20 protein-coding genes are annotated in these 22661 nt (G+C 71.0%); 9 read left to right on the forward strand and 11 right to left on the reverse strand.

Annotation, left to right across the window (positions count from 1 at the left end; all coding sequences use genetic code 11):
* Window positions 1-133 precede the first annotated feature (133 nt).
* Window positions 134-1423 carry a cell division protein PerM gene (locus ACFQGL_RS01810; RefSeq protein WP_377504267.1) on the forward strand — a complete coding sequence of 430 codons (1290 nt, stop codon included), beginning with the start codon at window positions 134-136 and terminating at the stop codon, window positions 1421-1423.
* Window positions 1424-1535: 112 nt separating this feature from the next.
* Here the strand turns inward: ACFQGL_RS01810 and ACFQGL_RS01815 are convergent, their stop codons facing one another.
* Both ACFQGL_RS01815 and ACFQGL_RS01820 read right to left on the reverse strand, forming a co-directional pair.
* Entirely contained in the window at window positions 1536-2162 is a 627-nt protein-coding gene (locus ACFQGL_RS01815) for a DUF4190 domain-containing protein (protein ID WP_377504269.1), read from the reverse strand.
* 27 nt (window positions 2163-2189) lie between these two features.
* A complete protein-coding gene (locus ACFQGL_RS01820) occupies window positions 2190-2477 on the reverse strand; it encodes a CD225/dispanin family protein (protein WP_377504271.1) in 288 nt (95 codons plus the stop codon).
* A gap of 180 nt (window positions 2478-2657) precedes the next feature.
* Here ACFQGL_RS01820 and purN point away from each other — a divergent pair, with 180 nt between their 5' ends.
* Both purN and purH read left to right on the forward strand, forming a co-directional pair.
* Complete coding sequence (gene purN, locus ACFQGL_RS01825) at window positions 2658-3278, forward strand: phosphoribosylglycinamide formyltransferase (RefSeq protein WP_377504273.1); 621 nt, start codon at window positions 2658-2660, stop codon at window positions 3276-3278.
* Window positions 3275-4846 (forward strand): bifunctional phosphoribosylaminoimidazolecarboxamide formyltransferase/IMP cyclohydrolase, encoded by a 1572-nt coding sequence (gene purH, locus ACFQGL_RS01830; protein ID WP_377504275.1) that lies wholly within the window; start codon window positions 3275-3277, stop codon window positions 4844-4846. Before purN ends, purH begins: the two co-directional genes overlap by 4 nt.
* Before the next feature lie 477 nt (window positions 4847-5323).
* Here purH and ACFQGL_RS01835 read toward each other — a convergent pair whose 3' ends face one another.
* The 5 genes from ACFQGL_RS01835 to ACFQGL_RS01855 form a co-directional block, all read right to left on the reverse strand.
* On the reverse strand, window positions 5324-6361 hold the full coding sequence (locus ACFQGL_RS01835) for an ABC transporter ATP-binding protein (protein ID WP_377504277.1): 1038 nt from the start codon (window positions 6359-6361) through the stop codon (window positions 5324-5326).
* A complete protein-coding gene (locus ACFQGL_RS01840) occupies window positions 6345-7382 on the reverse strand; it encodes an ABC transporter ATP-binding protein (protein WP_377504279.1) in 1038 nt (345 codons plus the stop codon). The genes ACFQGL_RS01835 and ACFQGL_RS01840 overlap by 17 nt, the downstream gene beginning before the upstream one ends.
* A 4-nt stretch (window positions 7383-7386) precedes the next feature.
* Window positions 7387-8343 (reverse strand): ABC transporter permease, encoded by a 957-nt coding sequence (locus ACFQGL_RS01845; protein ID WP_377504281.1) that lies wholly within the window; start codon window positions 8341-8343, stop codon window positions 7387-7389.
* Between the two features lie 72 nt (window positions 8344-8415).
* The gene (locus ACFQGL_RS01850; protein WP_377504283.1) at window positions 8416-9354 is read right to left on the reverse strand and encodes an ABC transporter permease; all 939 of its coding nucleotides are present in this window, start codon (window positions 9352-9354) and stop codon (window positions 8416-8418) included.
* 201 nt (window positions 9355-9555) lie between these two features.
* Window positions 9556-11154 (reverse strand): peptide ABC transporter substrate-binding protein, encoded by a 1599-nt coding sequence (locus tag ACFQGL_RS01855; RefSeq protein ID WP_377504285.1) that lies wholly within the window; start codon window positions 11152-11154, stop codon window positions 9556-9558.
* Window positions 11155-11602: 448 nt separating this feature from the next.
* On the opposite strand from ACFQGL_RS01855, the gene ACFQGL_RS01860 reads away from it, so the two are divergent.
* A complete protein-coding gene (locus ACFQGL_RS01860) occupies window positions 11603-12463 on the forward strand; it encodes a bifunctional methylenetetrahydrofolate dehydrogenase/methenyltetrahydrofolate cyclohydrolase (RefSeq protein WP_377504287.1) in 861 nt (286 codons plus the stop codon).
* Window positions 12464-12615: 152 nt separating this feature from the next.
* The gene (locus ACFQGL_RS01865) at window positions 12616-13566 is read left to right on the forward strand and encodes a malate dehydrogenase (protein WP_377504289.1); all 951 of its coding nucleotides are present in this window, start codon (window positions 12616-12618) and stop codon (window positions 13564-13566) included.
* 127 nt (window positions 13567-13693) lie between these two features.
* On the opposite strand, the gene ACFQGL_RS01870 is transcribed toward ACFQGL_RS01865, so the two are convergent.
* Window positions 13694-14518 carry an MBL fold metallo-hydrolase gene (locus ACFQGL_RS01870; protein ID WP_377504291.1) on the reverse strand — a complete coding sequence of 275 codons (825 nt, stop codon included), beginning with the start codon at window positions 14516-14518 and terminating at the stop codon, window positions 13694-13696.
* A 138-nt stretch (window positions 14519-14656) separates the two neighbouring features.
* Here ACFQGL_RS01870 and ACFQGL_RS01875 point away from each other — a divergent pair, with 138 nt between their 5' ends.
* Entirely contained in the window at window positions 14657-15874 is a 1218-nt protein-coding gene (locus ACFQGL_RS01875; RefSeq protein ID WP_377504293.1) for an NADP-dependent isocitrate dehydrogenase, read from the forward strand.
* Between the two features lie 270 nt (window positions 15875-16144).
* Here ACFQGL_RS01875 and galT read toward each other — a convergent pair whose 3' ends face one another.
* The 3 genes from galT to cysC form a co-directional block, all read right to left on the reverse strand.
* On the reverse strand, window positions 16145-17221 hold the full coding sequence (gene galT / locus ACFQGL_RS01880; protein ID WP_377504295.1) for a galactose-1-phosphate uridylyltransferase: 1077 nt from the start codon (window positions 17219-17221) through the stop codon (window positions 16145-16147).
* Window positions 17218-18042, reverse strand: coding sequence for a DeoR/GlpR family DNA-binding transcription regulator (locus ACFQGL_RS01885; RefSeq protein WP_377504297.1), 825 nt, complete (start codon window positions 18040-18042; stop codon window positions 17218-17220). The genes galT and ACFQGL_RS01885 overlap by 4 nt, the downstream gene beginning before the upstream one ends.
* A 113-nt stretch (window positions 18043-18155) precedes the next feature.
* Window positions 18156-19685, reverse strand: a complete 1530-nt coding sequence (gene cysC, locus ACFQGL_RS01890) for an adenylyl-sulfate kinase (RefSeq protein ID WP_377504299.1) — start codon at window positions 19683-19685, stop codon at window positions 18156-18158.
* Window positions 19686-19936: 251 nt separating this feature from the next.
* Here cysC and ACFQGL_RS01895 point away from each other — a divergent pair, with 251 nt between their 5' ends.
* The 3 genes from ACFQGL_RS01895 to ACFQGL_RS01905 are packed head-to-tail and all read left to right on the forward strand — an operon-like array spanning window position 19937 to window position 22660.
* A complete protein-coding gene (locus ACFQGL_RS01895) occupies window positions 19937-20851 on the forward strand; it encodes an ABC transporter ATP-binding protein (protein ID WP_377504301.1) in 915 nt (304 codons plus the stop codon).
* On the forward strand, window positions 20844-21749 hold the full coding sequence (locus ACFQGL_RS01900) for an ABC transporter permease (protein WP_377504303.1): 906 nt from the start codon (window positions 20844-20846) through the stop codon (window positions 21747-21749). Before ACFQGL_RS01895 ends, ACFQGL_RS01900 begins: the two co-directional genes overlap by 8 nt.
* A complete protein-coding gene (locus ACFQGL_RS01905; protein WP_377504305.1) occupies window positions 21749-22660 on the forward strand; it encodes an ABC transporter ATP-binding protein in 912 nt (303 codons plus the stop codon). The genes ACFQGL_RS01900 and ACFQGL_RS01905 overlap by 1 nt, the downstream gene beginning before the upstream one ends.
* Window position 22661: the final 1 nt, after the last annotated feature.

Raw genomic sequence — 22661 nt, forward strand, 5'->3', positions numbered from 1 at the left:
TGGCGACGGTCACCCTTCTGGGGCCGAGGCTAGACCGGCCCGGGCGGCGTGGAGCACGGTTCGGTCAACTCGCCGCCATTCGGGGCGGGTTAACGGACTGCCACCGCCCGCACGACGTGCCAGAGTAGAGCGGATGTCCCCCGTCACCCCTGACCATCCCAGCCGCGCCGGCGGTGTGCGCGCCGACGACCGGCCCGGCGGCCGTGCCGCGCCGGCCCGGCGGGTGCCCGCGCCCCGCGCGAGCGGGTCGCCGCGCGGGAGGGCACCGCTACCCGTCGCCGCCGGGGTGGCCGCCGGCTGGGCCGCCGTCACCTCCTACCTGCCGGTCGCCATCGTGCTCGGCCTGGTCCAGCTCGGCGCGGATTCCACCACCCTGACCGGCACGCTGCGCACCGCGCTGGCCGGCTGGCTGGTCGGTCACGGAGTGCCGCTGCACACCGAGTCCGGCCCGTTCGGGCTCGCCCCGCTGGCGCTGACCGTGCTCGCACTCTGGCGGCTGACCCGGGCCGGCGTGCACGTGAGCCGCGCGATCGGTGCCCGCGGCGTCCGCTCGCCGCGTCGGGCGCTGCTCGCCGCGGGTGCGGTCGGCCTGGCGTACGCGCTGCTCGGTGCCCTCGCCGCGCTGCTCGTCGGCACCGGCGGGCCCGAGGTCTCCCCGGTGCGGGCAGCGGCCACGTTCGCGCTGGTCGGCACCCTCGCCGCCCTGGTCGGCGCGATCCGGATCACCGCCGTGACCGACCTGCTCGTCGACCGGATGCCGGTGCCGCTGCGGGACGGCGTGCGTACCGGTCTGGTGGCCGGGCTGCTGCTGCTCGGCGCTGGCGCGGGCGCGGCCGGCCTGGCGGTGGCCACCGGCGGCGGGGACGCGGCGGACATGATCGGCGCGTACCGGACCGGGGTGGCCGGGCAGGCCGGGATCACACTGGTCAGCATGGCGTACGCGCCGAACGCGGCAGTCTGGTCGACCAGTTACCTGCTCGGGCCGGGCTTCGCGGTCGGCACCGACACCGCGGTGCGTACCAGCGAGGTGTCGGTCGGCGCGCTGCCGGCCGTACCCCTGCTCGCCGGCCTGCCGCGCGGCCCGGTGGACGGCTTCGGCACCCTGCTGCTCGCGGTGCCCGTGCTGGTCGGGATGGTGGCCGGCTGGCTGCTCGCCCGCCGGCTGGCCCGGCTGGCCGGGCCGGAGCGGGCCCGGCAGCGCTGGGCCGAACTGCTGGCACCGGCGGCGCTTGCCGGCCCGGTCGCCGGCGTGCTGCTCGGCGTCGCCGCGGCCGTCTCCGGCGGGCCGCTGGGCGCCGGTCGGTTGGCACAGGTCGGGCCGGTGGCCTGGCAGGTCGGAGCCGTTGCGGCCGGTGTCGTCGCGGTCGGCGCGCTGCTCGGCGCGGCCGCCACCCGGGTGCTCACCCGGGCCCCCGCCCAGTAGCCAGGCACGCACCGGAGTCGCCCCGGCCCTCGGCCGGCCCGCTTCCGGCGACGGTGCAGACGCCGCGGGGCGCCCCGGACAGGTCCAGGGCGCCCCGTCAGCGTCGGTTCGATCAGGGCTCGGTCGGCAGAGCGACGTTCGCCACGACGTTGAGGATGATCAGCAGAATGCCCACCCCGACGCCGACCGCGCCGCAGATCAGGCCGGCCTTGGCCTGCCCGGCGTTGCTGGCCTGACCCTGGGCGACCTTCTGCCGGCCCAGGTAGCCGGTCACCACGGCCGCGATGCCGACCGGAAGACCCAGGAAGAAGCAGCAGACCAGCGGGATCGAGGCGATGCCGAGGATCATCGACACCAGGCCGAGGGTGTTGTTCTGGCCCTGCGCCTGCGGGTAGCCGGCGTTCGGGTACCCCGGCGTGCCGTACGGAGCCGGCTGCTGGCCGTACGGGTCCTGGTAGGGCGGCGGCTGCCCGTACGGCTGCCCGGACGTGGGCTGCTGCCCGTACGGCTGCCCCGAGGTGGGCTGCTGGCCGTACGGGTTCTGCGGTGCCGCGTACGGGTCCTGCGGCTGCTGCCCGTACGGGGCCGCGGGCGGCTGCTGGCCGTACGGGGCGGCCGGCGGCTGGCCGTACGGAGCGGCCGGCGGCGGGGCGTACGGGTCGTGCGGCGGCTGAGGGGCGGTCGGGTCCTGGTTGGGCTGCTGGCCGTACGGGTCCTGACCGGGGTTACCGGGCTGCATTCGAGATGCTCCTTGAAACTGGTTCCGTTAGTTGTTGTTACCCATGATCGCGGTCAGGCCGCCCAAAGCGCAGCACAGCACGACGATGACATACCACGAGATACCGACAATGAGGGACCACTTCGACCATTTGCGCGACTCCGTCGCGGCGGCCTGGGCACCGGCGTAGTCACCCTGCTGCAGCAGCGGGTTGACCTTCGACGCGTTGATGATCGCCGGAATGGCCAGCGGCCAGAAGAGAAAGATGGCGACGATCGACATCGTCATGTTGTTGTCGATCTGCGGCGGTTGCTGGGGGTGGTGACCGGGCTGCATGGGGGTGCTCCTCATTCCAACGACACGGCTGGCGTGCCGGATCAGTGACGGGGGTGCGGGTCGACGAGGCGTCCGGCCCGAGCGACCGGCAGCGTACCGGGTCGATGCTCGTCGGCACTGTCAAAGATCGGCGCGCCGCCCAGCGCAAGAGCGCCCTGACCTGCCCGATAGGGTGGCCCGGTGACCGAGCCCGCGTCCGCCGCCCGCATCGTCGTCCTCATCTCCGGCTCCGGGAGCAACCTTCAGTCGCTGCTGGAAGCCACCGCCGACCCCGCGTACGGCGCGCAGGTCGTCGCGGTCGGCGCGGACCGCGACGGCATCGCGGGCCTGGACCGGGCCGACGCGGCCGGCGTGCCGACGTTCGTCGAGCGGGTCCGCGACCACGACACCCGGGAGGACTGGGACGTCGCGCTCACCGCGCACGTCGCGAAGCACCAGCCCGACCTGGTCATCTCCGCCGGGTTCCTCAAGCTGGTTGGCCCGCAGTTCCTCACCGCCTTCGGTGACCGCTACCTGAACACCCACAACACCCTGCTGCCGGCGTTCCCCGGCATCCACGGCCCGCGTGACGCCCTCGCCTACGGCGTGAAGCTCACCGGGGCCACGCTCTTCTTCGTCGACGCCGGCATGGACACCGGGCCGATCGTGGCGCAGGTCGCGGTGCCGGTGCTCGACGACGACGACGTGGACACGCTCACCGAGCGCATCAAGGAAGCCGAGCGGCGGCAGCTCGTCGAGCAGGTCGGCCGTCTGGTCCGCGAAGGCTGGACCATCACCGGAAGGAAGGTCACGGTTCCGTGAGTTCCACTCAGGACGGGCGCCGCCCGATCAGGCGGGCGCTGGTCAGCGTCTACGACAAGACCGGGCTGGTCGAGCTGGCCCAGGCCCTGCACGCGGCCGGCGTGGAGATCGTGTCCACCGGCAGCACGGCGGCCACCATCGCCGGCGCCGGGGTGCCGGTGACGCCGGTGGAGACGGTGACCGGGTTCCCCGAGGTACTCGACGGCCGGGTGAAGACCCTGCACCCCAAGGTGCACGCGGGTCTGCTCGCCGACCTGCGTAAGGACACGCACGTCGCGCAGCTCGACGAGCTGGGGGTGGCGGCGTTCGACCTGCTGGTCTCCAACCTCTACCCGTTCCAGGCGACCGTCGCCTCCGGCGCCGGCGTCGAGGAGTGCGTGGAGCAGATCGACATCGGCGGCCCGGCCATGGTGCGCGCCGCCGCCAAGAACCACGCCTCGGTCGCCGTGCTCACCGACCCCGCCGGCTATCCGGCGCTGCGCGCCGCGCTCGGCGAGGGCGGGTTCACCCTGGCCCAGCGTCGCGCGCTGGCGGCGCGAGCGTACGCCGACATCGCCGAGTACGACGTGGCGGTGGCCCAGTGGTGCGCCCAGGAACTGGCCCCCGCCGACGACTCGTGGCCGGCGTTCGCCGGGCTGGCCCTGCGCAAGTCGGCCGCCCTGCGGTACGGGGAGAACCCGCACCAGCCGGCCGCGCTCTACACCGACCCGGACGCGCCGGCCGGGCTGGCCCAGGCCGAGCAGCTGCACGGCAAGGAGATGTCCTACAACAACTACGTCGACGCGGATGCCGCCTGGCGGGCCGCGAACGACTTCACCGACCAGCCGGCCGTGGCGATCATCAAGCACGCCAACCCGTGCGGCATCGCCGTGGGCGCGGACGTGGCCGAGGCGCACCGCAAGGCCCACGCGTGCGACCCGGTGTCCGCGTACGGCGGGGTGATCGCCGTCAACCGGCCGGTCTCGGTCGAGCTGGCCCGGCAGGTGGCCGACATCTTCACCGAGGTGGTGGTCGCGCCGGGCTTCGACGAGGGCGCGATCGAGGTGCTCCAGGGCAAGAAGAACATCCGGCTGCTGCGCGCACCGGCCTGGAGTCCGGCGAAGGTCGAGTGGCGGCCGGTGACCGGTGGCGTGCTGAGCCAGGTCGCCGACCGGGTGGACGCCCCCGGCGACGACCCGGCTAACTGGCGGCTCGCGACCGGCGAGGCGGCCGACGAAGACTTGCTGCGCGATCTCGCGTTCGCCTGGCGGGCGGTCCGCGCGGTGAAGAGCAACGCGATCCTGCTCGCCAAGGACGGCGCCACCGTCGGGGTGGGCATGGGACAGGTCAACCGGGTCGACTCGGCGCACCTGGCGGTCAGCCGCGCCGGCGCCGACCGGGCCCGCGGATCGGTCGCCGCCTCGGACGCGTTCTTCCCGTTCGCCGACGGCCCGAAGATCCTCATCGACGCCGGCGTACGCGCCATCGTCCAGCCCGGCGGCTCCATCCGCGACGAAGAGGTCATCGCCGCAGCCAAGGAAGCCAACGTGACGATGTACCTAACCGCAACCCGCCACTTCTTCCACTAACCGCCCCACCCACCCCCACCCACTCGCCCGCGCGCCCCCGCGCCCGCGCGCCCCCGCGCGCCCCCGCGGCCGCGTCGATCCCGTCACGCCGCGTCGATCTAGGGCATATCACCGTGAGTTGATCTCCTGGGACAGTGATATGCCCTAGATCGACGGGCCTGACCGGCCTTGTGGGCCCTGCGGGCCCGGCGCGCGGCGCGCGCGTTCTGCCCGCGTCGATCTAGGGCAAATCACCGTGACTTGATCTCCTGCGACAGTGATATGCCCTAGATCGGCGGGCCTGACGGGCCTTGTGGGCGCGGCGCGCGGCGCGCGCGTTCTGCCCGCGTCGATCTAGGGCATATCACCGTGACTTGATCTCCTGCGACAGTGATATGCCCTAGATCGACGGGCCTTGTGGCGGCGCGGGCGCGCGTGGCGCGGGCGCGCGTGGCGGCGCGGGCGGGCGGGCGTGGGCGGGCGCGCGTGGCGGGGCGGTTAGGGGGTTGGGGTTGGGGGGCGGAGTTCGGCGAAGTGGCAGGCTGACGGGTGGGGGTCCGCTGCTCGGGGGACCGTTTGCGGGTCTTGGGTGGCGCAGATGTCCTGGGCCTTCCAGCAGCGGGTCCGGAAGTGGCAGCCGCTCGGCGGGTCGGCCGGGCTGGGCACGTCGCCCACCAGTCGGATCATGTTGCGCTGCTCGCGTGCCTCCGGGTCCGGCACCGGCACCGCGGAGAGCAGCGCCTGGGTGTACGGGTGGGTGGCCCGCTCGTAGATCTCGTCCTCGGTGCCGATCTCGACGATCCGGCCGAGGTACATCACGGCGACCCGGTCGGCGATGTGCCGGACCACGGACAGGTCGTGCGCGATGAAGATGTACGAGAGTCCGAACTCGTCCTGTAGCTGCTCCAGCAGGTTGATCACCTGGGCCTGGATGGAGACGTCCAGCGCGGAGACCGGCTCGTCGCAGACGATGACCTCGGGGCGGAGGGCGAGCGCCCGGGCGATGCCGATGCGCTGGCGCTGACCGCCGGAGAACTGGTGCGGGTAGCGGTTGATGTGCTCGGGGTTGAGCCCGACCACGTCCAGCAGTTCCTGCACCCGCCGCTGCTTGCTGCCCTTCGGCGCGGCGTCCGGGTGGATCTGGAACGGCTCGCCGATGATGTCGCCGACCGTCATCCGCGGGTTCAGCGAGGTGTACGGGTCCTGCATCACCATCTGCATGTTGCGGCGCAGCCGGCGCAGTTCGCCTCCGGAGGCCTTGAACAGGTCCTTGCCCTCCAGGGTCGCCCGTCCGGAGGTGGGGGTCTCCAACCGCATCAGCAGGCGGGCGAGGGTGGACTTGCCGCAGCCGGACTCGCCGACCACGCCCAGCGTCTCGCCCCGGCGCAGCTCGAAGCTCACGCCGTCGACGGCCTTGACCGCGCCGATCTGCCGCTGGAAGAGCACGCCCTGGGTGATCGGGAAGTGCTTCACCAGGTTGTCGACGGAGAGGATGGTCTCGCCCCGGACCTTGGTGGAGCTAGTGGGCGCTGTCATCACGGACCTCCTGCGCGAAGTGGCAAGCGCTGGTCCGGCCGTCGCCGAGGACCAGGTCGTGCGGCACCACGTCCACGCAGACCTGCTGCACGTACGGGCACCGGGGGTGGAACGGGCAGCCGGAGGGGATGCGCATGAGGTTCGGCGGCAAACCCTTGATCGTCGACAGTTCCTGGCCGCGCACGTCCATGCGCGGGATCGATTCCAACAACCCCTTGGTGTACGGGTGGGCCGGCGCCTTGTAGAGCGAGCGGACGTCGGCGTGCTCGACGATCCGGCCGGCGTACATGACCGCGATCCGGTCCGCGACGCCGGCCACCACGCCCAGGTCGTGGGTGATCAGGATCATCGCCATGTTGAGGTCCCGGCGCAGGTCGGCCAGCAGATCCATGATCTGGGCCTGGACGGTGACGTCGAGTGCGGTGGTGGGCTCGTCGGCGATCAGCACCTTCGGGTCCAGCGCGAGTGCCATGGCGATCATGACGCGCTGGCGCATGCCCCCGGAGAACTGGTGGGGGTAGTCGCCGATCCGCTTCGCGGCGCCCGGGATCTTGACCAGGTCCATCAGCTCGATGGCTCGGCGACGGGCGTCGCCCCGGGACAGGCCGCTGCGCTGGCGCAGCGTCTCGCCGATCTGCCAGCCCACCGGGAAGACCGGGTTCAGTGCGGAGAGCGCGTCCTGGAAGATCATCGCGATCTCCTTGCCGCGCACCTGCCGGCGCTGCTCCTCGGACTGGGTGAGCAGGTCCTGACCCTGGTAGAGGATCTGTCCGGAGCGGATGTGCGCCGGCGGGGTGTCCAGGATGCCCATGATCGCCTGGGCGGTGACCGACTTGCCCGAGCCGGACTCGCCGAGCACGGCCAACGTCTCACCGGCGTCCAGGTGGTAGGACACGCCGTTGATCACCCGGGCCACACCCTCGTTGGTCCGGAACTCGACGTGCAGGTCCCGCAGTTCGAGCAGGTGCCCGCCGTCGGGCGTCGCGGAGGCCGGCGTGGGTTGGACGGTGGAGTGGGTCATGATCTCACCGCAGCTTCGGGTCGAAGGCGTCACGGATCGCGTCGCCGAGCATGATGAACGCCAGCACGGTCAGCGCGAGGAAGGCCGACGGTACGAGCAGCGGGGTTGCCGCCTCCCGCATGTGGATGCGGCCGGTGTCGATGTCCTGGCCCCACGAGATGGTCGGTGCCTTCAGGCCGATGCCCAGGAAGGACAGCGTCGCCTCGGCGGCGATGAACGAGCCGAGCGCGATGGTCAGCACGACGATGGCCGGGGCCAGCGAGTTGGGCAGGATGTGCCGCCACATGATCCGGCCGTTGCCGGCGCCGAGCATCCGGGCCGCCGCCACGTAGTCCTGCTGCTTCGCGGTGATCACCGAGGAGCGGACCACCCGGGCGGCCGTGGTCCAACCGAGGATGGCCAGCACGAAGACGACCGCGCCGATCCGGGCCCACTGGCTGTCGCTGGACACCCGCTTGAGCAGCACGATCGCCGCCAGCAGCAGCGGGATGCCGAGCACCACGTCGATCACCCGGGAGAGGATCGCGTCGACCCAGTGGCCGAAGTATCCGGCCAGCATGCCGATCACCAGGGCGATCACCCCGGTGCCGAGCGCGGCCAGCGCGCCGACCAGCAGCGAGGCACGGGTGCCGTAGACCGCCCGGGCGTACGTGTCGCAGCCCTGGAAGTCGTACCCGAAAATGGCCCCGCCGGACGGCCCGGCGTGCTGCCGGGAGAGCAGGCAGTCGTTCGGGTTGTTGGCCGTGAACACGCCGGGGAGCAGGGCCATCAGCGTGAAGATGACGACCAGCGCCAGCGAGATCCAGAAGATCGGATTGCGGCGCAGGTCGCGCCAGGCGTCACCGGCGAGGCTGCGCGGCTTGTGCGCGGCGCCGACCTGGTTCGGCGTGCCCGGCTCGCCCGAGGGCCCACGCCGTGCGGCCTGGTTCTCGGTGGCCGCCACAGTTTCAAAGTCGCTCATGACTGCACCTCGCTGCGCTCGGCGCAGTCATGAGCGCTCGAACACGCTGCGCTGATGATTTGTTCGCTGCGCTCACTCATAGCGGATCCTCGGATCGAGTACGGCGTACAGGACGTCCACCACCAGGTTCGAGACCAGGTAGACCACGACGAGCACGCTGACGATGCCCACCACCAGGGGGCCGTCCTCGGTGCGGATGCCGCGGAAGAGGTTGAAGCCCACGCCGGGGATGTTGAAGACGCCCTCGGTGATGATCGCGCCGCTCATCAGGTTGCCCAGCTCGACACCGAGGAAGGTGACCACCGGGATGAGCGAGTTGCGCAGGACGTGCACGGTGACGATGCGGCGTTTCACCAGGCCCTTGGAGCGGGCCGTCCGGACGTAGTCGGCGCGCAGGTTCTCCGCCACCGATGCCCGGGTCAGCCGCAGGGCGGTGGCCAGCGACAGCGAGCCGAGCACGATGCCCGGCAGTAGCAGCGCGTAGAACGTCGGCTCCGCGCCGGCGGTGGGCGGGAAGAGCTGCCACTTGACGCCCAGGAAGTACTGCGCGAGCGGTGCCAGCACGATCGTCGGGATGCCCAGCACCAGCAGGGTCAGCACCAGCGTCGAGTTGTCGAAGATGCTGGCCCGGCGGATACCGGCGATCACACCGGCGGACACCCCGAAGATGATCGCCACGGCGAGCGCGATGAGCGCGAGCTTGACGGTCACCGGCCAGGCCGCCTGCAGGATGTCGCCGATCTGGCGGCCGGTCAGCGACTGGCCGAGGTCCCCCTGGAGCAGGTTCTTCACATAGTCGAAGTAGCGGTAGAAGAAGCCGCCGACGCCGGTGGCGTCCAGGTGGTACTTCTCGGTCAGGTACGCCCGTTGAGCTGCCGTCACCGGCCGCTCGCCGGCGAGAGCCTGGATCGGGTCGCCCTGCCCGGCGAATGTCAGCGCGTAGACGATCAAGGTGGTCCCGAAGAACGCGAGGACCATCTGCAGGAGGCGCCGCAGGATGTAGCGGAACATGCTTAGCAGTCTCTCCGGAAATATGCGAAAGGGTCGCAGGACGGCATCTCTGGTCGTACCCGAAATATCCGAGACGCCTGCCGTCCGGCCCGGGGGAGGCCGGCGCTACCACGGACGCCGGGTCCGCACGCGGCCCGGCCGGGATAGCGCGGTCCGGGCCACCCGGGCATCGTCGCCCGGGTGGCCCGCACCATGGTCAGCTCAGCTGGCCGCTTCGATCTTGACGAGGTTGACCCGCTGGAACAGGTCCATCTCGACGTTCTTGACCTTGGACGAGTGGCCGAACACGTTCTCGCCGAAGCGGAGCGGGATCACCGGCATGTCCTTGGCCAGGATGTCCTCCGCCTGCTGGTACTTGGCGATCGCCTCGTCCTGCGTCTTGGCGGCGGAACCCTCCTTGACGAGCTTGTCGAACTCCGGGTTGCTGTATCCGTAGTAGTTCGACGAGCCGTTGGTGCTGTACAGCGGGCCGAGGTAGTCCTCCATGGTCGGGTAGTCCATGACCCAACCCATCCGGAACGCACCCACCGGCTGCTTCTTCTCGACCTTGGTCAGCAGGTCGGCGAACTTCGGCTCGGCCGAGCCGACGGCGTCGACACCGAGGTTGGCCTTCAGCTGGTTGACGGTGGCGTCGACCCAGTCCTTGTGGCCGCCGTCGCCGTTGTACGAGATGACGATCTTCGACGGGCCGCCAGCGGCCTGGTAGAGCTTCTTGGCCTCGGTCGGGTTGAACTCCGCGGCCGCACCTGCGGTGTTGTCCCGGTAGCCCGGCAGCACCGGCGAGACGAACGAGCGAGCCGGCTGCTGCGAGCCCTTGAAGACCGACTTGGTGATCTCGTCCCGGTCGATCGCCATCGAGATGGCCTTACGCACGTCCGGCTTGCTGTAGTCCTTGTCGAACGTCGGGAACGCGAGGAACTGGAACGACGACATCGGGCTGGTCTTGTACCGGTCACCGAGGTCGGTCGGCGCGGTGCTCAGGCTCTCGGTCGGGATCGTGGGCAGCACGTCCAGGTTGTCCGCCAGCACGTCCGCGTAGGCCGCGGTGAGCTGCTGGTAGATCCGGAACTCGATCTCCTTGACCTTGGGCTTCTCGCCCGGGTACGCGTCGTACCGCTCGACATCGATCTTGCTGTCGTGCTGCCAGGTGCCCGTCATCTTGAACGGGCCCTGCCCGATCGGCGCCTGCTCGTAGGAGTCCTTGAGCACGCCCGGGGCGGAGAACGCGGCATCCGGCATCGGGAAGAACGCGTTGTAGCCCATCATCGTCCGGAAATCGATGTACGGCGCGGAGAGCGTCGCGGTGAAGGTCAGGTCGTCGACCTTCTTCAGCCCCGTCATCGTCTTCGCCTTCGGGGCCTTGCCCTGGAGGTCGTCGTAGCCAGCGATCTTCTCGAAGAAGAAGTTGCTGTCCTGACCGTTGGGGGCGTACGCGCCGTAGTTCCAGGCGTTGATGTAGTTCTGGGACGTGACCTTCTCACCGTTGTGGAAGGTGTAGCCGTCCTTGAGCTTGATCGTCCAGACCTTGTTGTCCGACGAGGTGATGGACTGGGCCGCGACCTCGTACGGCTTGTTCTGGGCGTCGTAGTCCACGAGCGGGGCGAACAGGCCGGCGATCACCTGCGAACCGGACGTCTCGGTGGTGTTGGTCGGAACCAGGTGCTTGGGCTCGCCGATCTGGATGCTGACCGGCGAACTGCCGCTGCTGGACCCACCGTCTCCGCCGCTGCCGCAGGCCGCGAGGCCCAGCGTCACCGCGAGCGGGAGGGCGGTCCAGGCGGCGAGTCTACGAACTCGCATTGAGCCTCCTCATCTCCTCACGCTGCGCAGTCAAGCCCGACGCTGGGTTACGCTGCGCAACAGGCGGCAACGGTAGGTCGGGCGATCGGCCTTCGACAACGAGCCGGTTGCGGGTGCGTAACGGTCCAGGGTGCCCTTCCTTGCCGGGCGCCAGGGAAACTGCTATAGCGGTCGGCGTCTAGCTGGCCTGAGCTGGGGGATATTCGGGCCCGGTCGTGAACCTGACGCGCCTCATCGGTCGGTCTCACCCGCTCTCGACCGGGCGCCCGGTCATTGCCCCGGGCGACCATGCTGCCCGGTTCGGCGGTGAGGGGCTCCACTAAACATCACCGAGAGTGACTAGCGACACGTCACAGATCGTCACTGCCGCCCCGGGTGTTCGCGGGTCGCCGGCCGGCCCGAACGAGGTCGTCCGAACGGCGGACGGCGGCCGTGAGACGATCAGGACGTGACGGCAACGCTTCTGGACGGCAAGGCAACCGCGGCGGAGATCAAGGACGAGCTGCGGGTGCGGGTCAAGGCACTGGCCGAACGCGGCATCACCCCCGGGCTGGGCACGGTCCTGGTCGGGGCGGACCCGGGCAGCCAGGCGTACGTCAACGGCAAGCACCGGGACTGCGCCGAGGTGGGCATCTCCTCGATCCGCCGGGAGCTGCCGGCCGACGCCACCCAGCAGCAGGTCGACGACGTGCTGGCCGAGCTGAACGCCGACCCGGCCTGCCACGGCTACATCGTCCAGCTGCCGCTGCCGGCACACCTGGACACCCAGCGGGTGCTGGAGCTGATCGACCCGGACAAGGACGCCGACGGTCTGCACCCGGTCAACCTGGGTCGGCTCGTCCTCGGTTACGACGGTCCGCTGCCCTGCACCCCGCGCGGCATCGTGGAGCTGCTCCGCCGGCACGACGTGGCGCTGCGCGGTGCGACCGTCGCGGTGGTGGGCCGCGGCAACACCGTCGGCCGCCCGCTCGGCCTGCTGCTCACCCGGCGCAGCGAGAACGCCACGGTGACCCTCTGCCACACCGGCACCCTCGACCTGGCCTCGCACACCCGGGCCGCCGACATCGTCATCGTGGCGGCCGGCGTACCGGGCCTGCTCACCAGCGACATGATCAGCCCCGGCGCGGTGGTCGTGGACGTCGGCATCACCCGGGTCATCGGCCCGGACGGCAAGGGCCGCTACACCGGCGACGTGGACCCGGAGGTCGCCGAAACGGCCGGCGCGCTGGTCCCGATGCCCGGCGGTGTCGGCCCGATGACCCGGGCCATGCTGCTCAGCAACGTCGTCGAGCGTGCCGAGCGCGGCTGACGTGTAAGGAAGGGCACCTTATTAACGCCTCGTGCAGGTGAAGGGGCCCTTCCTAACGCACTGACGTCGTAACCGTCCGACCCTGGCCCGATCGGTGCCAGGATGACTGATACGGTCCGGAAAACCGACTGGTATCAGGGAGTGGGACGACCATGGGTAAGAAGGTCACTGTCGTCGGGGCTGGCTTCTACGGCTCCACCACCGCACAGCGCCTGGCCGAGTACGACGTCTTCGACACCGTTGTGATCACCGACATCGTGGAGGGTAAGCCCGCGGGTCTCGCGCTCGACCTCAACCAGTCGCGGGCCATCGAGGGCTTCGAGACCAAGGTGGTCGGCGCGACGACCGGCCCGAACGGCGAGGGCTACGAGGCCATCGAGGGCTCCGACGTCGTAGTGATCACCGCTGGCCTGCCGCGCAAGCCGGGCATGAGCCGGATGGACCTGCTGGAGACCAACGCCAAGATCGTGCGGCAGGTCGCCGAGAACGTCGCCAAGTACGCCCCGAACGCCGTCGTCATCGTGGTCTCCAACCCGCTGGACGAGATGACCGCGCTGGCTCAGATCGCCACCCAGTTCCCGAAGAACCGGGTGCTCGGCCAGGCCGGCATGCTGGACACCGCCCGGTTCAGCAACTTCGTCGCCGAGGCGCTGAGCGTGCCGGTGGCGTCGGTCCGGACGCTGACCCTGGGGTCGCACGGCGACACCATGGTCCCGGTGCCGTCGCAGAGCACGGTCAACGGCAAGCCGCTGCGTGACGCGATGCCGGCGGGGCAGATCGAGGAGCTGGTCGTCAAGACCCGCAACGGTGGCGCCGAGGTCGTCGCGCTGCTCAAGACCGGCTCGGCCTACTACGCGCCGTCCGCCGCCGCGGCCCGGATGGCGAAGGCCGTCGCCGAGGACTCCGGCGAGGTCATGCCAGTCTGCGCCTGGGTGGACGGCGAGTACGGCATCTCCGGCGTCTACCTGGGTGTCGAGGCCCAGATCGGTGCCGAGGGCGTCAAGCGGGTCGTCGAGACCGACCTGGACGCCGACGAGCTGGCCAGCCTCAAGGAGGCCGCCGAGGCCGTCCGCGCCAAGCAGAACGACATCACCAGCATGTAACAGCACCAGACCTCCGCAGGGCGCGCCGGCTTCGCCGACGCGCCCTGCCGCGTCTTCCCGGCCCCCAGCCCTGTTGATCAAGAGGTTCGCGTCACCCCGACCGCGATTCCTGACGCAAACCTCTTGATCAACAGGGCGAAGGGGCGGGCGGGGGGCCTGGGACGGTGAAGGGGGTGTTTAGGTGGGGGGTTGCCAGGAGGGTGGGGTTGTGGGACTGGAGGGTTTCTAGTCGGCTTTGGCGGGCGAGCTCTGGGTCGACCTCGTGGGCGTACGCCAGGGTGGGGTCCACGAGTTGGATGGTGTGGACCAGCAGGTCGCCGGTGAGCAGCATTCGCTCGTCCGCCACGGTCAGGAGTACGGACTGGTGGCCGGGGGTGTGCCCGGGGGTGGGTAGCAGGCGTACCGCCGGGGTCAGGCTGGCTTCACCGTCGACCACCCGGAGCTGGCCGGCGGCGCGCAGCGGCCCGATCAGGCCGGCCGGCAGTCCGGGGTTGATGGTCTCCGCGGCGTCCAGTTCGGCGCGCTGGAGCAGATAGCTCGCGTTCGGGAAGTACGGCCGCCCGGGCGTGCCGGTGACCGCCCAGCCGATGTGGTCGCTGTGCAGGTGGGTCAGGACGACCGTCCGCACGTCGGCGGGGTCGATGCCGGCGGCGGCCAACTCGGCGGGCAGTCGGCCGGGCACCGGCGCCCAACTCGCGGCGGGCGCGTCGGTCGGGCCGATCCCGGCGTCGACCAGGGTGACCGGCCCGTCGCCGACGCGGATGGCGAAGCTGCGGAACGGCAGCCACCACCGCCCGTCGTCGGTCACCGAGGCGGGGTCGCGCCGGTCGGCTTCGCGCCAGTGTGCCGCCGTGGCGTGCGGAAACGCCTCTTCCCGGGGCTGGAAGAAGGCCCCCTCCCCGTCGGTGAGGGCCGTGACCGTGATAGACCCGAGGGTGCGGCTCAGAGGCATCGGCCGATGATGCCAGGGAATTTCTGCGCCGTGCAGCCCGGTTTCCGCCGGTCGGTCGAGGCCGGCTGGGGGCCGCCGGCCGCTTTCCAGTACGCTCGTACTGCTTGAGCACGTGTCCCCCGAGAGGAGCGCCGGCCGATGGCGAAGATCAAGGTAAACAACCCGGTCGTGGAGCTCGACGGCGACGAGATGACCCGGATCATCTGGAAGCAGATCCGGGAGCAGCTGATCCTGCCCTACCTCGACGTCGACCTGCACTACTACGACCTGTCGATCCAGCACCGCGACGAGACCGACGACCAGGTCACCGTTGACGCCGCCAACGCCATCAAGGAGCACGGCGTCGGCGTCAAGTGCGCGACCATCACCCCGGATGAGGCCCGGGTGGAGGAGTTCGGCCTGAAGAAGATGTGGCGGTCGCCCAACGGCACCATCCGCAACATCCTCGGCGGCGTCGTCTTCCGCGAGCCGATCATCATGTCCAACGTGCCGCGGCTGGTCCCCGGCTGGACCAAGCCGATCATCATCGGCCGGCACGCCCACGGTGACCAGTACAAGGCCACCGATTTCGTCGTCCCCGGCCCGGGCACGGTGACCATCACCTACACCCCGGCCGACGGCGGCGCGCCGATGGAGATGGAGGTCGCCAACTTCCCCGGCGGCGGCATCGCCATGGGCATGTACAACTACGACGAGTCGATCCGGGACTTCGCCCGGGCCTCGTTCCGGTACGGCCTGGACCGCAACTACCCGGTCTACCTGTCCACCAAGAACACCATCCTCAAGGCGTACGACGGCCGGTTCAAGGACATCTTCGCCGAGGTGTTCGAGACCGAGTTCAAGGCCGAGTTCGACGCCGCCGGCATCACCTACGAGCACCGGCTCATCGACGACATGGTCGCCGCCGCGCTCAAGTGGGAGGGCGGCTACGTCTGGGCCTGCAAGAACTACGACGGTGACGTGCAGTCCGACACCGTCGCGCAGGGCTTCGGCTCGCTGGGTCTGATGACCTCGGTCCTGCTCTCCCCGGACGGTCGTACCGTCGAGGCCGAGGCCGCGCACGGCACGGTCACCCGGCACTACCGGCAGTGGCAGAAGGGCGAGAAGACCTCGACCAACCCGATCGCGTCGATCTACGCCTGGACCCGGGGCCTGGCCCACCGGGGCAAGCTGGACGGCACGCCGGCGGTGACCGAGTTCGCCAACACCCTGGAGCAGGTCATCGTCGACACCGTCGAGGGCGGCCAGATGACCAAGGACCTCTCGCTGCTCATCTCGCGGGACGCCCCGTGGCTGACCACCGACGAGTTCATGAACGCGCTCGACGAGAACCTGTCGCGCAAGATCAACGGCTGATTTCAGGCGTACCCATCATCGGAGCCCGTCGGCACTCGCCGGCGGGCTCCGGCGTGTCCGGCGTCGACACGCGGCCGGCGTCACTCCGCTCGGCGCGCCTCGTTGACCAGGGTGGACGAGATGCCAGTCGCGTCCAGGAAGGTTGACGCGGTCGCCTCGCGATCTGCGCGCCGATCAGCCAGCCTTCCCCGGCTGTGTCGTGCACAGCCAGCCGTCCCTTCCCTGCGGGGGGCCCTGTCCCGGGCCCCCCGCGCCCTGTTTCCCGCCGTCTCAGGCGGCGCGCAGGAGTTCGGCGGCGCGCTCGGGGGAGATGTCGTTGATGAAGACACCCATCCCGGACTCGGAACCCGCCAGGTACTTCAACTTGTCCACCGCCCGCCGGATGCTGAACAGCTGAAGGTGCAGGTGACCCAGCTCGCGGTCGATCCGTACCGGGGCCTGGTTCCACGCCGCGATGTAGGGCATCGGCATGTCGAACAGCCCGTCGAAGCGGCGCAGCAGATCCAGGTAGAGTGGCCCGAAGGCGTCCCGCTCGCTGTCGCTGAGGGCCGGGATGTCCGGCACCGCCCGGTGCGGCGCCACGTGCACCTCGAACGGCCAGCGGGCCGCCGCCGGCACGAACGCCGTCCAGTGCTCGTTCTCGGCGACCACCCGATCGCCGGTCGCACGCTCGGCGGCCAGCACGTCCGCGTACAGGTTGCCCCCGCCGGTCCGCTCGGCGTGCCGGCGGGCCGCGGCCAGCAGCGCCCGGGTGCGCGGCGTCACAAAGGGGTACGCGTAGATCTGCCCGTGCGGGTGGTGCAGCGTCACACCGATCTCGACGCCCCGGTTCTCGAAGCAGAACACCTGCTCGACGCCGGGCAGTTCGCCGAGCACCTCGGTGCGGTCGGCGAGCGCGTCCAGCACGGTGCGGACCCGGCTCGGCGGGAGGCTGGCGAAGGAGGCGTTGTGATCCGAGGTGAAGCAGACCACCTCGCACCGCCCAAGACCCGGCCGGACCGGCGTGAACGGGGTGATCTGCCCAGGCTCGTCGGCCACCCGGCCGCTCAGCGACGGGAACCGGTTCTCGAAGACCACCACGTCGTAGTCCGGGGCCGGAATCTCGGTCAACCGGTCGCCCACCGACGGGTCGAGCGGGCACTCGTTCGCCGGCGGGAGGAACGTGCGGGTCTGCCGGTGCACGGCGACCGCCACCCACTCGTCGGTCAGCGGGTCGTAGCGCAGTTGGGACGCGGGGGGCGGCGGCGGCAGCTCCCGACGGTCCGGCTGGTCGCGGACGGCATCGTCGCGCTCGTCGAAGTAGATCAGCTCCCGGCCGTCGGCCAGGTCGATCGCGGTGCGCTTCACTGCGCCGTCCCCTCACTCGTCGGCGTGCCAGTCGCGCGGCCCGCCCCTGTTGCCTTCACCATGATCAATTCGCCCACCTGCTCGCCGAGTACCCGTCGTGCGGGCGGAGGCAACCGGTCGTCGCTGACCAGTACGTGTGCGGCGGCCAGCTCGACGATCGAGGAGATGCCCACCGTGCCCCACTTGCTGTGATCGGCGAGCACCACCAGCCGGTCGGCCGCGGCCACCAGCGCCCGGTCGGTCTCCGCCTCCATCAGGTTCGGAGTGGTGAACCCGGCCCGCTCGGTGATGCCGTGCACGCCGAGGAAGAGCAGATCCAGGTGCAGCGCGCGGACGGCGCCGACCGCGAGCGGGCCGACCAGCGCGTCCGACGGGGTGCGTACGCCGCCGGTCAGCACCACCGTCTGGTCCGGCCGGCCGCCGGCGTGCAGGATCTCGGCCACCGGCAGCGAGTTGGTCACCACGGTCAGGCCGGGCACGTCGACCAGCCTGCGGGCCAGCTCGGCGGTGGTGGTGCCGGCGGAGAGCGCGACCGCCGCGCCGGGTCGCACCAGCTGTGCCGCCCGGTCCGCGATAGCGGCCTTCTCGGACAGTTGGCGCACCGACTTGGCGTGGAAGCCCGGCTCGTCGGTCGAGCTCGGCCCGGCCACCGTGGCGCCGCCGTGCACCTTGGCCAGCAGGCCGCGCTCGTGCAACGCCTCCAGATCGCGCCGGATGGTCATGTCGGAGACGCCGAACTCGGTCGCCAGCTCGGTCACCCGGACCCCGCCGGTCGCCCGGACCCGCTCCAGGATGGCCGCCTGCCGCTGCTGAGCGAGCATCCGCCGTGCCTCCCCGGGGGTCCACGTACTCTCACGTGGTCGAACGTGTTCCAACAAGAATGAACACTATCGCGTAGCAGGCAGCGGTGGAAGGAACGGGGTACGACGACGACTCAGGCGGTCGGGATCTTCAGCTCCACCCAGCCGGTCTCGGTCAGGTGGTCCAGCACGGTCTGCACCGCCTCCGGCACGCTCAGATCGGTGGTGTCCACCACCAGGTCGGCGTCGGTGGGCGTCTCGTACGGGTCGTCGATGCCGGTCATGCCGGTGAGCAGGCCGGCCCGGGCCCGCGCGTACAGGCCCTTGCGATCCCGCTGCTCACACACCTCCAACGGGGTGGCGACATGGATCAGCAGGAAGCCCGCCCCGGCGGCCAGGGCCATCTCCCGGGCGGTGGCGCGGGCCGCCGCGTACGGGGCGATCGGGCAGCAGATCCCCACCCCGCGGTGCCGGGCGATCTCGGCCGCCACCCAGCCGATCCGGCGAACGTTGAGATCCCGGTCGGCCTTGGTGAAGCCCAGCCCCGCGGAGAGTTCCCGACGCACCACGTCCCCGTCGAGCAGGGTCACCGTCCGGTCGCCGCTCTCGCGTAACGCGTCCGCCAACCCCCGGGCGATCGTCGACTTGCCGGAGCCCGACAGGCCGGTCAGGAAGACCACCAGACCCCGGTGCCGGCGTGGCGGCCGGGCCCGGGCCAGCTCCTTCGCCACCGCCGGTGGAGTGTGCCACTCCGGCAGCGGGAAGCCCCGGTCCAGCAGGTCGTCGATCTCCTCCTGGGTCAGCGCGAGTCGACGGTTGCGCGGTGGGATGTCCTCCCGCCAGCGCCACTGCCCGTCCCGGTTGTCGTACGCCAACTCGCGGGGCACCAGCACCCGCAGCCCGGCCCCGGAGAGCATCTCGCCGGTGGAGAGCAGGTGGGTGACCCCGTACGCGGCGGAGACCCGGGCCCGCAGCAGCGCGTCGCTGATCTCCTCCCGGCGGTGCGACAACGGCACCGCGACCAGGGTGGCCGGCGGCATCCGGTCCCGGGCGGCGAAGATGCTGCGCACCAGTGCCTCCGGCGGGAGCCCACCGGCGCCGCCCTCGCCGACCGGGATCAGCACCAGCAGGTGCGCGGCCAGCGTGCGGGCGGCATGGGCGATCTGGGCGAGCTGCGGTCGGTGCAACGGCCGATCGGCGATCACCCCGAGCACCCGGCCCGGGGGCAGCAGCGCGCGGACCTCCTCCGGGCTACGGCGCAACCGCTGGAACGGGCCACGGCCACCGTCACCGAGCCGCCGGACCTGGCCGCCCACCCCGGCCACGCCGTCCCGGATCGGCCAGACGTCCGCCACATTCAGGGCGGCCACCGGCGCGCCCTCGCCGTCGGTCAGCACCAGCGCCCGGCGGGCCGGATCACGCGGGTCGAAGCCCTGGGCCAGCGCGGACGGCAGCTGGAGGGTCACCGCGACCTGCCACGGCGTGCCGTCGGCCAACCGGCTCCGCCGGCTCACCGAGACCAGATCGGCGCGGGTCATGAAGCCGGTCAGAGGGGCGTACGCGCCGGTCATCAGCAACTCGAGATCGGCGAGCTCACCGACGCGCGGCGTGTACGCCGGCGCGTCGCGGAGCACCTCGTCGGGCAGCACCCAGCCGTTGTTCATCCACACCCCCCACTCGCTGACCGGCACACAGTTTCGCAGCCGACCGCCGATCGGTCGAGGGCGCCACTCCACGATGGCGCCGAGCAGGCCGGCTTCTGTGCACCGGTGTGCCCGGCGCGGACGAAGCCGATCCGGCGGCGGGCGATCCCCGATCCTCCGGCGGACCCTAGGGGTACGCCGCCGGAGGATCAGGGGAGCACCGGGGGCGCGGCGGTATCGGTGGTGGCCATCGACTCCCTACGCTGGGAAGCGTGACACTGATCGCGACCCAGTCGCTCACCAAGACGTACGGAGGTCGGGTCACCGCGCTCACCGACCTCACCGTCGCCGTCGAGCCCGGGATCATCGGCCTGGTGGGCGCGAACGGCGCCGGTAAATCCACCCTGATCAAGATCCTGCTCGGCCTGATCGCTCCGACGACCGGTCAGGTCTCGGTGCTCGGCATCGACCCGACCGCCGACCCGGCGGCGGTCCGCGCCCGGGTGGGTTACATGCCCGAGCACGACTGCCTCCCACCGGACCTGTCCGCCGCCGAGCTGGTCACCCACCTCGGCCGGATGAGCGGCCTGCCGCGTACGGCGGCTCGGGAACGGGCCTCGGAGGCGCTGCGGCACGTGGGGCTCTACGAAGAGCGCTACCGCCCGGTCGGCGGCTACTCCACCGGCATGAAGCAGCGGGTCAAGCTGGCCCAGGCGCTGGTGCACGACCCCGACCTGCTGCTGCTCGACGAGCCGACCAACGGCCTGGACCCGGCCGGCCGGGACGCCATGCTGGCGCTGGTGCACCGGATCGGCACCGAGTTCGGCATCTCCGTGCTGGTCTGCTCGCATCTGCTGGGCGAGGTGGAGCGGATCTGCGACACGCTGATCGCCATCGACGGCGGCCGGTTGCTGCGCGCCGACCACATTTCTGCGATGACCACGGCGACCGACGTGCTCGCCGTGGAGGTCAGCGAGGGCACCGAGGAGTTGGCGGCCCGGCTCGCCGAACTGGACCTGCCGGTCGCGCGGGACGGCCGGCTGCTGCTGGTGCCACTCGCCGACGACGCCACCTACGACCTGATCCTCGGCGCGGTCGCCGAGCTGGACCTGCCGCTGCACCGGCTGGACCAGCGCCGGCACCGGGTGGCCGAACTCTTCGCCACGAGGGAGCTGTCCCATGCCTGAGCCGTCCGCCGCCGCGGTGCGGCCCGCGCCCAGCGGCGTCATCCACGACATCGGCTACCAGCGCTACGAGGGCCCACGGCTGGGCCGCCGGCACGTCTTCGGCGCGCTCTACCTGCACGGGCTGCGCACCACCTTCGGGTTCGGGCGCAGCGCCAAGGCCAAGATCTTCCCGTGGCTGGTGGTCGGCATCGTCACCCTGGTCGCGGTGGCCCTGGCCGCGGTGCGCAGCCAGATCGGCGAGCCGGTCGCCACGTACGCCCAGTTCGCCGACGCGATGAGCTGGCTGGTCATCTTCTTCGTCGCGGTGGCCGCACCCGAGCTGGTCTCCCGGGACCTGCGCAGCGGTGTGCTGCCGCTGTACTTCTCCCGACCGCTGCCGCGCTCCGACTACGCGCTGGCCAAGCTGCTGGCGCTCGTCACCGCGCTCTGGCTGCTGCTCGGTGGGCCGCAACTGGTGATGTTCCTGGGCGCCGCGTTCACCACCAAGGACGGCATGCGCGGGGTCTGGAACGAGCTGCTCGACCTGCTGCCCGGGCTGCTCTACGCCGGGCTGTGGGCGGTGGTCTTCGCCTCGATCGGCCTGCTTGTCGCTTCCCTGACCGGCAAGCGCGCCTTCGCCGCCGGCGGTGTGGTCGCGGTCTTCCTCATGACCACCCCGATCGTGGGTGTGCTGAGCATCCTGCCGTCGCAGACGGCCAACCAGCTGGCCGGGCTCGCCTCGCCGTCCACCCTGGTGCAGGGAGTCGGCATCTGGTCGCTGGGTGACCTGCTGGTCGAGGGCGATCCGGGCGAGATGATGATCGGCGGGTTCGGCCCGGTCTACGCCCTGGCCGCGGTGCTTCTGGTCGCCGGCGCGACCGCCCTCCTGCTGGCCCGCTACCGGAAGGTCGCCTCCTGATGAGCACGCTGAGCCTGACCGGGGTGTCCCGGTGGTACGGCAACGTGGTCGCGGTCAACGACATCAGCATGGACCTCGGGCCGGGCGTGACCGGGCTGCTGGGCCCGAACGGCGCCGGTAAGACCACGCTGCTGCACATGATGGCCGGGTTCCTCTCCCCGTCACGGGGCACGGTGACCCTGGATGACGAGCCGACCTGGCGCAACCCCGACGTCTACCGGCGGCTGGGTCTGGTCAGTGAACGGGAGGCGGTGCAGGGCTTCCTGTCCGCGTACGAGTTCGTGTTGGCCAGCGCCAAGCTGCACCGGCTGGCCGATCCGGCGGCCGCGGCCCGACGGGCGATCGGTCTGGTGGAGCTGGAGTCGGCACAGGACCGCCGGATCGGCACGTACTCCAAGGGCATGCGGCAGCGGGCCCGGGTGGCCGCCGCGCTGGTGCACGACCCGCAGGTGCTGCTGCTCGACGAGCCGTTCAACGGAATGGACCCACGCCAGCGGCTGCACATGATGCAGTTGCTGCACACCCTGGGCGACGCGGGCCGGACGATCCTGTTCAGCTCGCACATCCTGGAGGAGGTCGAGCAGGTCTCCGGGACGGTGCAGGTGATGGTGGCCGGTCGGCTGGCGGCCTCCGGCGACTTCCGGACCATCCGCCGGCTGATGACCAACCGTCCGCACGTATTCGCGGTGCGCTCCACCGACGACCGGGCGCTGGCCGTCGCACTGATCGCCGAACCGTCGGTGAGCGGGGTCGAGCTGGACCGCACCGGCCTGACCGTGCGCGCCGGCGACTACGGCGCCTTCACCCGGGCGCTGCCCCGGATCGCGCTGACCCGGGGCATCCGGGTGCGCCAACTGGTGCCGTCCGACGAGTCCCTGGAGAGCGTCTTCTCCTACCTGGTGGAGGCCTGAG

It is taken from the genome of Micromonospora vulcania (genome assembly GCF_042658605.1).
Lineage (GTDB): Bacteria > Actinomycetota > Actinomycetes > Mycobacteriales > Micromonosporaceae > Micromonospora > Micromonospora vulcania.